This window comes from Okeania sp. SIO2B3 (genome assembly GCF_010672525.1).
Lineage (GTDB): Bacteria > Cyanobacteriota > Cyanobacteriia > Cyanobacteriales > Microcoleaceae > Okeania.
The window spans coordinates 1-15,570 of sequence record NZ_JAAHGH010000001.1 but is presented as its reverse complement, the minus strand read 5'-3'; the positions used below and the strand labels follow the sequence as shown (position 1 = coordinate 15,570).

General features: G+C 39.5%; 14 protein-coding genes and 1 pseudogene. 13 read left to right on the top strand and 2 right to left on the bottom strand.

Annotated features, from left to right (window positions below; genetic code table 11):
• Positions 1–1,145: 1,145 nt before the first annotated feature.
• Positions 1,146–2,510, top strand: coding sequence for a CHAT domain-containing protein (locus tag F6K15_RS00065; RefSeq protein ID WP_293055490.1), 1,365 nt, complete (start codon positions 1,146–1,148; stop codon positions 2,508–2,510).
• A gap of 364 nt (positions 2,511–2,874) precedes the next feature.
• On the top strand, positions 2,875–3,612 hold the full coding sequence (rnc, locus tag F6K15_RS00060; RefSeq protein WP_293055487.1) for a ribonuclease III: 738 nt from the start codon (positions 2,875–2,877) through the stop codon (positions 3,610–3,612).
• Positions 3,613–3,983: 371 nt separating this feature from the next.
• Here rnc and F6K15_RS00055 read toward each other — a convergent pair whose 3' ends face one another.
• Together F6K15_RS00055 and F6K15_RS00050 are read right to left on the bottom strand one after the other, a co-directional pair.
• A complete protein-coding gene (locus tag F6K15_RS00055; RefSeq protein WP_293055484.1) occupies positions 3,984–4,703 on the bottom strand; it encodes a hypothetical protein in 720 nt (239 codons plus the stop codon).
• Positions 4,704–5,055: 352 nt separating this feature from the next.
• Positions 5,056–6,009, bottom strand: coding sequence for an N-acetylglucosamine kinase (locus tag F6K15_RS00050; RefSeq protein WP_293055481.1), 954 nt, complete (start codon positions 6,007–6,009; stop codon positions 5,056–5,058).
• A gap of 882 nt (positions 6,010–6,891) precedes the next feature.
• Here F6K15_RS00050 and F6K15_RS00045 point away from each other — a divergent pair.
• From F6K15_RS00045 to F6K15_RS00005, 11 genes and pseudogenes are all read left to right on the top strand, one after another.
• Positions 6,892–7,791, top strand: a complete 900-nt coding sequence (locus F6K15_RS00045; protein WP_293055478.1) for a hypothetical protein — start codon at positions 6,892–6,894, stop codon at positions 7,789–7,791.
• Positions 7,792–7,853: 62 nt separating this feature from the next.
• A complete protein-coding gene (locus F6K15_RS00040) occupies positions 7,854–8,927 on the top strand; it encodes an LLM class flavin-dependent oxidoreductase (RefSeq protein ID WP_293055475.1) in 1,074 nt (357 codons plus the stop codon).
• A gap of 462 nt (positions 8,928–9,389) precedes the next feature.
• Positions 9,390–9,899, top strand: a complete 510-nt coding sequence (locus tag F6K15_RS00035; RefSeq protein ID WP_293055472.1) for a helix-turn-helix domain-containing protein — start codon at positions 9,390–9,392, stop codon at positions 9,897–9,899.
• A 31-nt stretch (positions 9,900–9,930) separates the two neighbouring features.
• Entirely contained in the window at positions 9,931–10,059 is a 129-nt protein-coding gene (locus tag F6K15_RS00030) for a transposase (protein WP_293055469.1), read from the top strand.
• A 64-nt stretch (positions 10,060–10,123) separates the two neighbouring features.
• Positions 10,124–10,384 carry a transposase gene (locus F6K15_RS00025; protein WP_363266993.1) on the top strand — a complete coding sequence of 87 codons (261 nt, stop codon included), beginning with the start codon at positions 10,124–10,126 and terminating at the stop codon, positions 10,382–10,384.
• An 823-nt stretch (positions 10,385–11,207) separates the two neighbouring features.
• A complete protein-coding gene (locus F6K15_RS38005) occupies positions 11,208–11,819 on the top strand; it encodes a reverse transcriptase N-terminal domain-containing protein (protein ID WP_363266991.1) in 612 nt (203 codons plus the stop codon).
• A gap of 147 nt (positions 11,820–11,966) precedes the next feature.
• Positions 11,967–12,533: a group II intron maturase-specific domain-containing protein gene (locus tag F6K15_RS38000; RefSeq protein WP_363267066.1), complete on the top strand. Its 567-nt coding sequence runs from the start codon at positions 11,967–11,969 to the stop codon at positions 12,531–12,533.
• 167 nt (positions 12,534–12,700) lie between these two features.
• Positions 12,701–13,024: an HNH endonuclease signature motif containing protein gene (locus F6K15_RS37995; protein WP_363266989.1), complete on the top strand. Its 324-nt coding sequence runs from the start codon at positions 12,701–12,703 to the stop codon at positions 13,022–13,024.
• Entirely contained in the window at positions 12,991–13,278 is a 288-nt protein-coding gene (locus F6K15_RS00015; protein ID WP_363266987.1) for a zinc ribbon domain-containing protein, read from the top strand. Before F6K15_RS37995 ends, F6K15_RS00015 begins: the two co-directional genes overlap by 34 nt.
• A gap of 385 nt (positions 13,279–13,663) precedes the next feature.
• Positions 13,664–15,017: pseudogene (locus F6K15_RS00010) on the top strand (group II intron reverse transcriptase); the annotation flags it as partial.
• A 100-nt stretch (positions 15,018–15,117) separates the two neighbouring features.
• Positions 15,118–15,300 carry a hypothetical protein gene (locus F6K15_RS00005; protein ID WP_293055463.1) on the top strand — a complete coding sequence of 61 codons (183 nt, stop codon included), beginning with the start codon at positions 15,118–15,120 and terminating at the stop codon, positions 15,298–15,300.
• The last annotated feature ends 270 nt before the right edge of the window (positions 15,301–15,570 follow it).

Below are 15,570 nucleotides of genomic sequence, written 5' to 3'. Positions count from 1 at the left end.
CTAAAAAAACGCGCATATTTATGAAGATACGCTTAGGGGTTCTATACCATTACGGCTGCAAGACTGCCCATGTTTCTTTTTCCCCTATTCTCTAACTGCATCTCCTGAGTTCTGACTTCTGAGTCTTGCAGCCAAAAGCACATACTGCAAAAAAACTTAAATTTCCAGATATTCACCCTTGGGTTTACACAAACGCGCCCCAACGGACATGATATAAATAAACTTTTGAGAAAAATCAAAACTGAAATTATCGGAGTTGAAATTTGCAGAAGACACAGGGAATATCCCCATAGTTAGAGCAGATGTACTTAGGGTTTGCGCTTCACTAGTCTTTTAGTAGGGGTAGGAGAAACCCACCCGCGGACCCCTCCCAGTAGGGGAAGGACCGAGACAGGAGAAATGGGAATGAGCGAGGAGGTAGGAGCGGGCGTTTTGTCCCTTAATTTTTCTGCCCAACTATACGCCTAAAATACGCTCCATGCATGAGCATCAATAGCTGAAAACCAGGCACTTTTGAAAAGCCCCAAAAAGGCTAAATTCTTTATATGTCAATGCTTTTAGATTTAATCAGCAAGCCCTACTTAAGGTAATGCTTATGGAAACAACTGAATTCATTGCCACAAACTGAATCTTTGATTCCATATTCAGAGCTTGACTATTACTATGGAAGACTACCGAATAATTTACAAACTTATATCATGTCCGGATAATTAGACTTCTCCAGAAAAGAGGCAACAGCTCATCTGGCAACAGGCAACAGGGGGAAATAATTGATAATTTATGGATAAGAATTGATTCTATTTTTGATTTTTGGAGATGTCTATTAGTGATAAAAAAACCTTCTCCTTCTCCTCCTGTTCTTCTTCCTTCTTCTTTCTTCCCTCCTGACTCCTGACTTCCCCTCCACCGGAGGGGTTAGGGGTGGGTTGACTCCTGAGGACTCCGTCGTTATTTATTTATAACTGTTCAACCGGACATGATATTACTCAGAAGCCAAATTTAACTTTGACAAAATAGCAAAATTATAGTATAATTAAAAATTTATAATCCTTCCTAATTCTTAAGATATTTTCTGCATAATTCAAATAGGACTGCTAGGGATAAATATAAGTTTAATCAGTAATATTAGCCTCTGGAGTAAAACTATGTATCATCAGAAATGGAAAAAAAGAATTATTTTTTGTTTATTATTTATCTTAATTTTTTTTAGTACCATTATCTTAAATATTTTGCTGGTAAAACAATCAGCGATCGCTGTTAAAGAAGAGGACTGGGATAGATTTTTAGAGCAGAAAGATTTTATTGAAGCAGTAAATCAAGTTGAACAACATTGGGAAAGAGACTATGAAAAATATTTTGATGAAAATCTAGGTGACTTTTCAGTAACGGCTGAAGATATTGCTGAAACTCTTTCAAATATATCTCAACAAACTGGTACAAAACCTGCTGTTATTTGGGTTTGGTCACGAGCCGAACAATTGCAGCTAGTATTAATAACTCCAGGCAAAAAACCAGAAATTTATAGTGTTAGTGATGCAGATAAACCACAGTTAATTAATACAGTTAGAAGGCTAAATGTAGAAATTACAAATCCTAGAAAACGCAATACTAAATCATATTTAGAATCAGCACAAAAGTTGCATAAATGGATTGTAAAGCCATTAGAGCCAGCTTTAGAACAGGAGGGAATAGATACTATTATGTTCTGTTTAGGGATGGGATTACGAACTTTACCATTAGCAGCATTACATGATGGAGAAAACTTTTTGATAGAAAAGTATGCTCTTACTAGAATTCCCGCATTTAATCTGATAGATACTAACTATAATAAAATTAAAAATGCTGAAATATTAGCAATGGGAGCATCAGAATTTAAAGAACTAGAACCTTTACCAGCAGTACCAGTAGAAATTAACAAAATCACACGATTTACATGGCAAGGTAATGCTTTGATGAATCAAGATTTCACAGTTAACAATTTACAAGAACAACGACAAAAAAAATCTTATGACATAGTTCATTTGGCTACCCATGCAGAGTTTAGACCAGGAAAACCAGAACGGTCTTATATACAGTTTTGGAATGATGAAAAAATTGGATTAGATGAAATAGAAAAGTTGAAACTGAATGACCCTCCAGTAGAATTATTAGTATTAAGTGCTTGTCGCACTGCTTTGGGGGATAGACAAGCAGAATTGGGTTTTGCGGGGTTAACAGTGAAGTCAGGAGTTAGATCAGCATTAGCAAGTTTGTGGAATGTCAGCGATATTGGAACATTGGCATTAATGACAGAATTTTATCAACACTTGCAAAAAACACTACTGAGAGCAGAAGCGCTCCGACAAGCTCAAATTGCAATGATACGAGGGGAAGTAGGTATAAATATGGGTGAGTTAAGTGGAACTAGGGGAGAGTTACAACTACCACCAGAGTTGTCAGAGTTTGGCGATGAAATTTTTTCCCACCCTTATTATTGGTCAGCTTTTACATTAATTGGTAATCCTTGGTAAGTTTTCTGGGTGTTGGTAATTTAGACCCTAGATCGATATATCTTCATCGACCTTATGTAATAATATATAGATTGTTTAACTGTAAAAATAAATTTAGGGCTTACCCACCTGCAACGTATTTTCGCCCGAAACGACCGACAGGGTTTACGGAGGAGTCCGGAACAGCTATCTCAAATCCTAGTTTCCCGGACCTGATGGGTAAGTTCTGAAACAAATATTCCATTGCACTAAAATTAGCAAAGTAGGAAGTAGGGAGTAGGGAGTAGGGAGTAGGAGAGTCCAAAAATTGGATAATTTAGTTTTTGCTATTCCTTAACCCTAAAAGTAAACAAATAAATTGGGAGAGACCAAAAGCATCCAAACAATGACTCAAATATATCATCCTCGCCAAAAGCAACTTCAATCTCTAATAGAAAAGTTATCCATACCTCAACAAGCAGCAATAAAATGGAATTTACTAGATTTGGCTTTAACCCATTCTACAGTTTCCTCAACACATAATTATGAACAATTAGAGTTTGTAGGTGATGCAGTAGTACGACTGGTAGCTGCCGAGTTACTATTTGAAAAATATTCAAATTACCCAGTAGGAGAATTTGCTGCCATTCGTTCTATTTTGGTGAGCGATCGCTCTCTAGCACAAATTGCTAATAAATATGGGTGGAGTCGTTATTTACTGGTATCTAAAAGTGCGGCAGGAGATCGAGCTGGGGAAGAGTCACGAATAGCAGATTCTTTTGAAGCTGTTTTAGCTGCTCTTTATTTAAGCACCAATAGCTTAGAATTAATTCGCCCCTGGTTAGACTCTCACTTTGAAATCTTGATTGCAGAAATTCGCAGTGACCCAGCTAGGCAAAATTATAAAGCAGCTCTCCAAGAATGGACTCAAGGTCATTACAAAACACTGCCAAATTATCAAGTTCAGGAAACTAATAAGATTCATGGCGATCGCGGACGTTTCTTTGCAGAAGTTTGGTTTAAAGGCAAGAAACTTGGCATGGGTAAGGGACCATCAATTAAAGCTGCGGAACAAGCTGCAGCTAAATCTGCTTTGAATAAATTGAAGGTTCAAAGTTTTGAACAGTTAGACGATCTACTTTAGTACCTGAGAGATAACGTTATATTATGTCTGGTTGAATACTTCGGAGGAGTCAGGAGTTAGGAGGGAATAAAGAAGGAAGTTTTTGGTCGCGTAAGCGGAACGGAGTTCTATCGCGCTATTAAGCAGACATGATATTATTCCCTATTTCCTATACTCGTAAAACTTTGTACTTCATCAACTCCAAAACTGCTGTAGTAAATGAATAATAGAGGGATATCTTCTGTATAGATAGGATCGGCTTTTTGATTGCTCAATTATTGGAACTCGATCTCAATCAAGTTGCATAAGGATAACGCACATTGAATCTATTATAACTACTACTCATGCCATTTGGATGAATATTTGCTATAAATCTTGATTTTGCATATAAATTAACGCAATGCAAAATCAGACCGCAATCTCAAGTCCAAATCTTCCTCTGGATAAATCACGACCACCTCTGCTTTTTCCCGACCCAATAATACTCCAGCTAAAGCACCCAACCCAGCACCAGCTAACACTCTTTCTGTGGCAATTACTTTATCCCCAGTAATGCCAGATAGTAAAGTAGCAGCAGCACCACCCACAGCGGCACCCTTCAAAATATCTCCAGCATCGGCACCCTTTGTGATTTTTTCAGTATCGGTAATTACCCTAGAAATAGCGTCAAAACGAAACCTTCTGCGACCGCGGATAATTAACTGTTCGGCAACAAATTGAGTACCATCTGAAACAGGTTGTAGTTGACCTTCTATGAGACTGCCAAAGGGTATGATTACTCTTCCTTGAACATCTCGAATATCTTGTGCTACTGTTAACGTTAATCTCATAGATTCATCTGGACTTAGGACTACTTTTTCTGCTTCCTCATATTCCACAGGTATAAGTGTTCCTGCTGGTATTCCTGCTACAGAAAATTGTCTTCGTTGGTTGTTTGGAATTTGCCTTTGTTGGTTGTTTGGAAATTGACTTTGTTGGTTCCCAAGAAATGTTCTTCGCCGATAAAATTGAGCCATAGCAGGATTTGAAATTAGAGGTGTTGCTGTGGTTAATGTCATACCTAAAGCTAATAATAAAGATGTTCCAAAACGGCTTTTTTTTGAATTAAACATAGATAATATTCTCCAAATAGAAAATTTCCAGTAGTGTCATAAATATCTGATTAGATATAGCAGTGCAACCTCAGCTATTGAAAGAAGCACCTCAGCAATCAGCAGATTTTTTTTGAGACACCCTCGGAGAGCGGAGCATTCCGGAACGGAAAGGAGATTTCAACTCCTCCGAAGGCCATCCGGTTGCTCAGAAGCTGGGAATTTTTACCCAGAGCTGCTCAAAGCTGAAGCGCTGTTAACGTAGTTCCGACCCAAGAGGCTAGCTAAAAGCTGATAGCTATTTAAATTTTTAAGGTCAGGGAAAATTGCTAAATTTTTTATATAACAAGATTTTTTATTCCCTATTCTTTACCTACATAGCAATAGCTTTCAAGGCTAAAATTCCTGCACCATAAGCAGGTTGATTTCGAGGCCATATGATTTTGGCAGCAGGAGCGACCGCTATGATAGAATCTTCAAATTGACCGCGAAAATTAATCATACTCTTCCAGACATTTCCAATAGTAACAACCTCAAAAGTTTCGTGAGGCTGAAATAAGGTAGATATCACAATTTTTGTAGCTATGCTTAACTCCTCTACAGCATCGTTGATAATTTTCTTAGCAACCTTATCTCCCTTATCTGCGGCTGTGGAGACAATAGGAGCAAGTGCTGCTATCTGTTTTGGACCCCATCCACGACGATAGACTACTTCTATTAGACCTTCAATATTTGTTAGGCCCAGATATGCTTGAAAATCTGTAATTAGAGTCGTGGGTAATTCACGTCCATCATAACTTTTCAAAGCTGCTTGTAAACCCCGAATAGCTATATTATAACCACTACCTTCGTCTCCCAACAGATAGCCCCAACCACCAACTCGTTTAGTTAACCCCTGACTATTCTGTCCAAATATTTGAGAGCCTGTACCTGCCATAGCAACAATACCTACGGAATGACCAGTACCACCGACCAGAGCAATTGGGCTGTCGCTACATATAATTATTGTATTTGGCTGTAATGCCCATTTTATCGGAAGATTGGTAATAATTTCTTGGAGGAAATTTTCTACTACTTGAATATCTTCTGGTCTTCCTACTCCTGCTAAACCAAGACAAATTCCAGAAATTGGTTGATGGCTATTACTATTACTAACTGCTTGACTAATAGCGGTTTGAATCGATTTTTTTGCTACTTCAATTCCTACACTCTGATAATTTGACGGACCGCTTTTACTACTACCAAGAATTTGATAATTCTCATCCATTAAAACGGCTTCTGTTTTGGTGCCACCGCCATCAATTCCTAAAACATTCACTTTTTTCATGTTCTTCTATATATTAGAATTACTATTATTATTAGACATATCCTTAACGAAGTCAGAAGTCATAACTCAGAAATCAAAAGTTATTTTTGTGACGGGGATTTGAGCTTCGCTCCAAAAATATTGCGCTTTAAAAGGCGGGGTTTTAGACCCATATTATTTTGATAAAATAGGGAACAGGAGGGTACATCTCAATGCAAGAATAAAGCCAAAAAATTATCGCTTTTAGGCAACAGGCAACAGCTCCGAAAGACAACAGGGAATATATAGGAAAAAAGTTTTTTTGCACATAAGAGACACACCCTATTTATCCCTATTTATTGAGTAAAATTACTTTTAGATCAATTGAGATGCACCCGAACAGGAAACAATAAATAGTAGAATAAAATTATACTTTATGGATAATAATTGATTTTATTTTTATTTTTATTTTTTTATAATTCTATTTATCTAATTTGGAGGGAGGAAAAACTTTAACATCAAATTATTCTAATCAGACAAAAATTATCACAAGTAGTCATTTCAGTTATCAGTTATAAGTTATTAGTTATCAGTACCTCTGCCTGTTTGCACAGTATGACCTAGGAAAGAAAGTGAATTGAAATATTGAACTTTATTTTTTTCATTCCCTTGAAAGGGGAGCCTTGAAACCTTATTTTTTGGTCAAAATAAATTTATTTTTTATTCAACTTGACAGGAATGAAATGTAAAAGTTAGTATCAAAAGCGATGAAGCAGGTGATATAGGGTTTCTCAGCCCAATGAGGTATACCTATTTTTATTTGTATTCTGTTCCCTATTTGCTGTGCCTTAAAACCAACGAATGACGGTACATCACCAGCATGGGAATTGCTATATAACTAATAGTTGCATAGTTAAAAGTAATATGAATATTTATTTTGGACAAGATCGAACCTTCTGCATTTCAACCATAGATGAAATTAATTTGTACCTCAAAATTCCTATTCTGGAAGGGCGATCTATTATTAATTACTCTAGCAAATTAGGAAAAAAATACAGCGAACAAGGCTTTCATCTGCTACAAACAAAATCACAACTAATAGGTGCTTCCACTGTACCGATAAAATATCCTCTAAACGAATTTGTATACAAAACATATTTAAGTTTGCTAGAGCTGACCCAAGACTGGAATTTATGTCGCATTTGGAATTATGTTCCCTACATTAATAATGAAAGTAGAGGTCTGGAAAACTATAAATCTTTCTGTCAAGGTAGATCCCTGGCATTTGAAAGTTTTTACGGGGCAAACTTTTCTGTAAAATTACCAGCAGGGACAGGTATAGGAATTGCTGATGACACCTATGCAATCTATTTTATTGCAGTTAAGGAAAATATTAGTAATGTGGAAAATCCCGAACAAGTTTCAGCCTACAAATACCCACCCCAGTATGGACCACGTTCGCCAAGTTTTGCGAGAGGAACCGTTATTAAGTGCAATGGTAAACGTATTGGCTATCTGTCAGGAACAGCTAGCATCAAAGGACATGATTCTGTGGGCAAAGGCAATATTGAAAAACAGTTTGAGGTAACTCTAGATAACATGAAACTGGTGTTTGAACGTATGGGTTTTAATCGAGGACTTCCAGACCCAATGCTTTATGATCGCTCCTTCACCATTTACATCCGCCATCCTTCTGATTTGCCTGTTGTTCAACAGATGGTTAAGAAAAATTTCGCTGCTGCCGATAGACTTATCTATTTGCATTCAGATATATGTCGCTCAGAACTAGACATGGAAATTGAAGCCATCATTACTGAAAAGTAGCTACCATAACTGCCCAGCAATTGAGCTACTCGATTTTATTCTTTATCAACTTGAAAAACAAAATGGAATTTGGTTTACAGTTTTTTCCCGATGTTAGCCCTCAACAGAAGTCAGGAGCACAGTATTTTCATGAAGCTCTCCATCTGGTAAGTCTGTGCGACAAACTTAATTATACTAATGTTAGAATTGTCGAACACTACTTCCATCCATACGGCGGATATAGCCCTAATCCTATCGTTTTTCTCACCGCAGCATCCCAACAAACTCGAAAAGCTCGCTTGATTACCGGAGCAGTTTTGCCTGTCTTCAATAATCCACTTAAACTTGCTGGAGAAATTGGGATGTTAGATGCCATTTCCAACGGACGTCTAGAAGTTGGCTTTGCCCGTGCATTTCTACCCCATGAATTTGCTAGATTTGGGATTGATTTGAATGAAAGCCGCGCCCGCTTTGTGGAGGGAATGGAACAGGTACGTTGCCTCCTCGAAGCAGAAAACGTAACGATGGAGGGTAAGTTTCACAGCTTTGATAATGTTACTTCTTTGCCTCGTCCTACTCAAACTCCCCGCCCTCCCTTCTGGGTAGCGTGTCTGGCTACACCAGAATCTTTTGTTACTGCTGGTGAAAAGGGTTATGGAGTAATGGCAATTCCTTTAGCTGGTGGGAAAATGGCCGAGTTAATTAAGCTATATCGAGATGCCTGGAAATCTGCCGGTCATCCAGGCCAAGGTAAGGTAATGTTGGCTTTTCATATGTTCTGTGCGCCAACGGAGGAGCAGGCGATCGCCATTGCTCGTCAACCATTAAATAGCTATTTGAAATCTTTAGTAGAAGCTGCTTCTGATTGGCTAACGGGTACTTGCTCGGTAGATTATCCAGGTTACGATAAAATTATTGCTTCACTACAACAAGAAACCTTTGAATCTCAGATAGAAAAGGGAGCTGCTTGGATTGGTACCCCTGAAAAATTGCGCAAGACAATTGCCAACTACTATGAAAGGGTTGGAGGTTTTGAGGTTGCATCTATGCAGGTGAACTTTAACACTATTTCAGTAGAAAATGCTACGGCTTCTGTAGAATTGTTTGCTGAAGAAGTGATGCCTCACTTGACTGAAAAGCAAGTCGGTGTCAACTAACAGCGCCGTTTGACTATTAGGTGGGGAGCTATCAACAGTATTAAAATAATTAGGGCTTGCTGATTAAATATAAAAGCATTGACAGATAAAGGTTGTAGCATTTTTAGGTCTAAAAAAGTGTTAGCTTTTCCACCGAACAGCTCATGCATGGAGCGTATTTTAGGCTCATAGTTGGGCAGAAAAATCCCAAATTGATAATTGTTACTCCTACCTCCTCGCTCCCGAGCCATTTCTCCTGTCTTCCCCTCCCCTCCACGGTCGGGGCCCGCGGGTGGGTTGGTCGGGACCCGCGGGTGGGTTGTCTCCTACCTCAGCAAAAAGACTTTCCATACGCAAACCCTACATATTAAAGCTATTTTTACCAGAAAATTGGGTTTAAAGCCTCGCCCATAAGCGGGCGACTTTTGAGTTGATTTTATTTCAATAAATATGTTATCATGTTGTTAGTTTAATAATCAGATTATGAAAGCTAGATTTAAGTATCGTATCTATCCAACACCGGGACAAAAATACCGATTAGCCAAACTATTTGGTTGTGTCCGTGTGATTTGGAATGATAGTCTAGCTTGCTGCCAAAAGAAGCATAAATCAGGAGAAAATAAAGCCACTAATTCAGAACTACAAAAGCTTTTTATCACTCAAGCTAAAAAGACTGAGAATAGAGAATGGCTATCAGAAGTTTCTGCTATACCATTGCAGCAATCTTTGAATGATTTAAACCAAGCCTATCAAAACTTTTTCAAAGTACGGACGTTGCATGCAACGTCCCTAGGTAAGAGAAAAGGTAGACCTGTTAAACCTCCTAAATTCAAAACTAGAAAGTCAAAACAAACTGCTAGGTTTACAAGAAGAGGTTTTCAAGTAGGTCAACACAAAGTTTATTTAGCTAAAATTGGGAAACTAAAAATAGTTTCGCCTGTGAGAATTACCTGCTGCTCCATCATCAGTAACTATTATCAAAGACTCTGCTAATAGATATTTTTTAAGTTTTGTAGTAGAAATTTTGCCTGAAGCTTTACCTCAAACTGATAATTCAGTAGGTATAGATTTAGGTATCAAAACTTTTGCTACATTGAGTAATGGAGAAAAAATTGATGCACCAAAACCCTTAAAGAAAAGAATTAATAAGTAGCCTCTTTCAGAGGAGCTTTCCTATCGGAATGCTACGCAAACGCTAACGTAAGTTAAGTAAGTTTTTGTCTAGAAAAACTAGAGGCTCTAAAAGGTACGAAAAAGCTCGGTTGAAAGTGGCTAAATTTTCCTACGGAATGCTACGCAAACATGCCAAGCTAAAGGATACTAGAACAGATTTTCTGCATAAATTGTCTACTGAAATAATTCGTGAAAACCAAACGATTGTTTTAGAGGATTTGAATGTTTCAGGAATGGTGAAAAACCGCAACCCACCCCCATCCCCTCCCAGGAGGGGATGGGGGTGGGTTGGGTATCAGATTTAGGTTGGAGGCAATTTAGAACGCTATTAGAAGGAAAGGCAGAAAAGTACGGTCGTGATTTTAGAGTAATAAGTCGCCCTTGAACCAACGTCCCAAGTATGGTGCGATTCGTTCAGTCGAAACCTAAAAAATAGGGGGATGATTGGCTTGTGTTGAGTAACCAATAAGGTAGAGTTCGCACTTTAATCCTCAACAGATGACAACTAAATAACCATACTGGTGCGAGCAAGTATCAAACGAAAACTCAAGTCCAGTCCTCCAGACACAGGAGTGAAAGCACTTTCCCTCAAGGTAGCGACTAGCCATCAATCTTTGAAGCAGGGATGAAAGGGTAAAGGTAACTCAACCTAGAGTCAATGCCACCTCAGCAAGTTCCCATGGATAGAAATACAAAGATACGTCCGAACCGTCTTGAGTGAAAACCAGTGAAATAGGTTGATACACGCTTAAGTCCCAAAAGGGCAAAGACTAAGGGAATCGGAGAGATCATACCTCAATCTGATATGTGTTTCCCGAATATAGGCGGAGAGTATCGTCCTCAAGGAATAAACCAATGGTTATTTGGAACGAAGTAACCCATTTATTACTCTTAGTCAAGGTCGATTGATTAAGTAGTCAGCTAAGACGGAAAATCTACCACAGGTGTAGGTAATAGATGGGAAAGATTGAGCTCAATTGCCAACGCCTCATTGTAATGATGAGGATATGCAGACGGACTCACGGTAATACGGAATGTAAAGCTACAAGTAGCAATGTCAAGTTATGAACACGGAACCAAAGCCGATGTATAAATGGAGGGACATCAACTGGCGAAAAGCCCAAAGATGTGTCTTTAAGTTGCATTCATCGGATTTACAAAGCGTCACGTCGTGGAGATGTCAGAACAGTTCGTAGACTCCAAAAATTACTAACAAAATCATGGTCTGCAAAATGTTTAGCGGTGCGTCGAGTAACCCAAGACAATCAAGGTAGGAAGACGGCAGGTGTGGATGGCATTAAGTCGCTGACCCCAAAGCAACGTCTCATCCTGGTCAACCAAGTAAAAATAGGCTCAAAGGCAAAACCCACTCGGAGAGTATGGATTCCGAAACCAGGTAAGGATGAAAAAAGACCTTTGGGAATACCGACCATGTACGACCGCGCATTGCAAGGGCTAGTAAAAATGGCCTTAGAACCAGAATGGGAAGCCCGATTTGAACCGTCCTCATACGGCTTCAGGCCAGGGCGCTCATGTCAAGATGCCATCGAAGCAATTTTTATAGCAATCAATCAAAAGGCCAAATATGTGCTTGATGCAGACATTGCCAAATGTTTCGATAATATCAACCATCAACGACTCATAGAAAAATTAAATACCTATCCGACCCTACACCAGACAAATCCGAGCTTGGTTAAAAGCTGGTGTGATGGATGGGAAAGAGTTGTTTCCAACATCTGAGGGTACACCCCAAGGTGGGGTCATCAGCCCCTTACTTGCAAATATAGCCCTCCACGGGATGGAATCTCGAATCAAAGAACTTGCCAAGGATTTTGATATGAGAGAAAAAAGCGGTCGAGGGATGGCGAGGTCCCCTCGCCATATCCAATCGACCAAGACAGCGGACGTAAGGTCAGCCTCCCAAATAGAAGAAAATCCGTAACACTAATTCGATATGCCGATGACTTTGTTATCATCCACGAAAGTCTAACCGTTGTCCAAAGGTGTCAAGAAGTTATTTCTGAATGGTTAAAAGACATGGGTTTAGAATTAAAACCCAGCAAAACCAGATTGATCCATACACTGCAAGAAAACGAAGGACACAAACCAGGATTCGATTTTCTCGGATTCAACATCCGACAGTTTAAAGCAGGAAAATATACATCTGGAAAAGATTCACAAAAACGAATACTAGGTTTTTCCACAATCATCACCCCATCCAAAGAAAGTCAAAAGGAACATTACACCAAAATCACAGAAGTTATTGACAAGCACAAAGCTAAACCGCAAGCTGCACTTATCAAAAACCTCAATTCCATAATCAGAGGATGGTGTAACTATTTTTCCATAGGATGTCCAACAAAGGTATTTTACCGAATGGATTACTTATTATACTGGAAACTCCGAAGATGGGCAATAGAGTTGACACCCCAACAAAGGCGAACACTGGATTAACAAGTATTGGCAAAAAATAGGGAATAGAAATTGGGTCTTTTCTACCTCACGGGAAAATAACCCTTTAACCAAGCGTGGAATATGGCTCATTCAAGAGCCAACAATATATAAAAGTTAAAGGCGATGCCAGTCCTTATGATGGGAACCTAGCTTATTGGAGTACAAGAATGGGTAAACACCCTCAGATGCCGAAGCGAACAGCATCGCTGCTGAAAAAGCAACAAGGGAAGTGTACCCACTGCGGATTGTTCTTTAAAGATGGAGACGTAATAGAATTAGACCATATCATCCCTAAGTCAAAAGGCGGAAAGGACGAATACAAAAACTGGCAACTACTCCATCGGCATTGCCATGATGAAAAGACCAGAACAGACGGAAGTTTGGAAAGGTCTGGCAACAAAACTGGCTGTAATAGTGCCATGCCCAAACAACTATCAGACATCCCATCAAATTACAGATGGATCGAAGATATGTTTGTGGTGACGTACTAATGACAATAGCTGTTTTACTGAGGAGCGCAGTGATGGGAAACTATCATGCTGCGTTCTGGAGAGCAGTGGAGGGGGTGACTTCTTCACTGACTTTAATCTCTAGCTGTGGTTTTCGAGGAGGTAAATTAGAACTTTCAGTGAGAGAATGGTTTTGTCTCAATTGTGGAGCAAAACACGATAGAGACGAGAACGCAGCAATAAAGTGCGATTCGTTTCCCCCAAATCTTAACAAGAGGGACGGGGAGCGTGGCTAAAGTAACCAAATAAAAGGTAAGGTTCGCACTTAAATCCTTTAGCCATGACAACTTCATAACCTTGTAAGTGAGGCCAAATTACTCTAGAAATGGCCAAGTCTTACCCTACAAGCACTGTAGTGAAAACATATTCCCCAGGGAGCGACTAGCCATCAATCTCTGAAGCGGGAATAGAAGCGGAAAGGAGCGGGGAATCTACCCCTAACCCCGTGAGTAAGTTCTTATGGATAGCGTAAGCAAAGGTGCGTGTGAATTACCGTTACTGCGAACCAGCGAAATAGATTGATACGCGCTTGAGTACCAAAAGGTCAACAGTACAGGGTGTCAGAAGAATTTTCGTCGATCTGACAGTGCTACCCATAATCTCGGTAAAAAGTATCGTCATGGAGACATAGCCAAATGCTTCGACCGCATTGACCATCAACAGCTACTCAGAAAATTAAATACCTATCCTACCCTACGCAGACAAATTCGAGCTTGGTTAAAAGCTGGTGTCATGGATGGAAATAAGCTGTTCCCCACATCTGAGGGCACACCGCAAGGAGGAGTAATATCACCCCTCCTAGCCAATATTGCCCTCCACGGAATGGAAGAAAAGATTAAGGAATTTGCAAATACCATAGATATGAAACGTCCCGATGGCACACAATTGAGTCAAAGGGACAAGAGAAAATCCCTTAATTTTATACGATACGCCGATGACTTTGTGCTTCTCCACGAAGACATAACCGTTGTCCAAAGATGTAAAGAGATTATCTCTGAATGGTTAAAAGACATGGGTTGAGAACTAAACAAGAGTAAAACAAGACTTACCCACACACTGAATGAGTATGAGCAAGAAAAACCAGGATTTGATTTCCTGGGGTTTAACATCCGACAATTTAAAGTTGGTAAGTATTCATAAGGATTGGTCAATGGCAAATTATTAGGGTTTAAAACTATCATCACCCCCAGTAAAGAAAGTCAAAAGAGACACTATAGACAACTAGCAGAAATAATTGATAAAAGCAGGGGTATTAACCAATCTCTCTTAATCAAAAGATTGAACCCACTCATCAGAGGATGGTGCAATTATTACTCAACAGTAGTCAGTCAAAAAGTGTTTGAAAAACTATATCACTTGTTGATATGGAAACTAATTAAATGGGGAATACACCGTCATAGAAACAAAGGAAAAAAATGGGTCTATCTCAGATACTTTCATAATATTGACGGTAATAAATGGACATTCGCTACAAGGGAGGAAAAAAAACCCCTTAAAACTAATCAAACATTCGGATATTGAAATAGTTCGATTTGTCAAAGTTAAAGGGGAAGCTTCTCCATATAACGGCGATTTAGTCTACTGGAGTACCAGAATGGGTAAACATCCTGAGATGCCAGTGCGAACGGCATTGCTGCTCAAGAAGCAAAAAGGAAAATGTACTCACTGTGGGCTGTGGTTCAATGAAGAGGATGTTATAGAACTCGACCATATCATTCCTCAAGCCATTGGTGGAAAGAATGAATACAAGAACTGGCAACTTCTTCATCGACATTGCCACGATGAAAAAACCAAGTACGACCTCAGAAAAATTAAGGAACACAACACCCAAAAACGGGGTGAAGAGTTACTAAAAACTTGGGACAATGTTAACTATATCTGGGTTAACGATATTCCATATATGGCAGACAAACAAGGTCAAGTTTGGGGCAGAAATGCTGATGGAAAAGAGTATGTAATATACAAATTTTCCTGATTTGATGTGCCTATGTCAAAAGGCTGTTTCGTTGAGGAGCGGAGTGATACGAAAGTATCACGCTCCGTTTTGAAGAGCAACGGCTTTCGTGAGAGAGTCGTTGACTTTAATTATATTAGTCGCGGGCGGGCAGTCCGAGACAAAAAACGGACGTGGAGGCAAGCGTAACCCACCCCCATCCCCTCCCGGGAGGGGAGCAAGAGGGGTGGGTGCAGCAGCCTATGTTAGCGGAGCTTTGCGGAGCGCAAAACGTCAACCCGCTGAGGAGCTAAAGGCCCGGTAGGAATCCCCGTGCCTTTAGGCCGGGGAGGATGTCAAAAAGAACCTGTAACTGATTATTTTGCTAAATTCCAAAACAATAACTTATATGTTTCAACAGAAAAATATTAATTTTTTGACAACTGATAACTGATAATTGAAATGACTCTGGTTGGGTCGAAGCCTGGTATTACCCAGGGCAACTCCCAGTTAGATCCGGACGTGCCCGTTTCCGTGCATCCGGCTCCCGACAATCTGTACATCACTCAGGGGAGTGAGTATCATTGCTTCATGT

Coding starts and splice junctions, on each gene's coding strand:
- F6K15_RS00065 (WP_293055490.1), top strand. CDS start 1,146: ATGTATCATCAGAAATGGAAAAAAAGAATTATTTTTTGTTTATTATTT.
- rnc (WP_293055487.1), top strand. CDS start 2,875: ATGACTCAAATATATCATCCTCGCCAAAAGCAACTTCAATCTCTAATA.
- F6K15_RS00055 (WP_293055484.1), bottom strand. CDS start 4,703: ATGTTTAATTCAAAAAAAAGCCGTTTTGGAACATCTTTATTATTAGCT.
- F6K15_RS00050 (WP_293055481.1), bottom strand. CDS start 6,009: ATGAAAAAAGTGAATGTTTTAGGAATTGATGGCGGTGGCACCAAAACA.
- F6K15_RS00045 (WP_293055478.1), top strand. CDS start 6,892: ATGAATATTTATTTTGGACAAGATCGAACCTTCTGCATTTCAACCATA.
- F6K15_RS00040 (WP_293055475.1), top strand. CDS start 7,854: ATGGAATTTGGTTTACAGTTTTTTCCCGATGTTAGCCCTCAACAGAAG.
- F6K15_RS00035 (WP_293055472.1), top strand. CDS start 9,390: ATGAAAGCTAGATTTAAGTATCGTATCTATCCAACACCGGGACAAAAA.
- F6K15_RS37995 (WP_363266989.1), top strand. CDS start 12,701: ATGGGTAAACACCCTCAGATGCCGAAGCGAACAGCATCGCTGCTGAAA.
- F6K15_RS00015 (WP_363266987.1), top strand. CDS start 12,991: ATGGATCGAAGATATGTTTGTGGTGACGTACTAATGACAATAGCTGTT.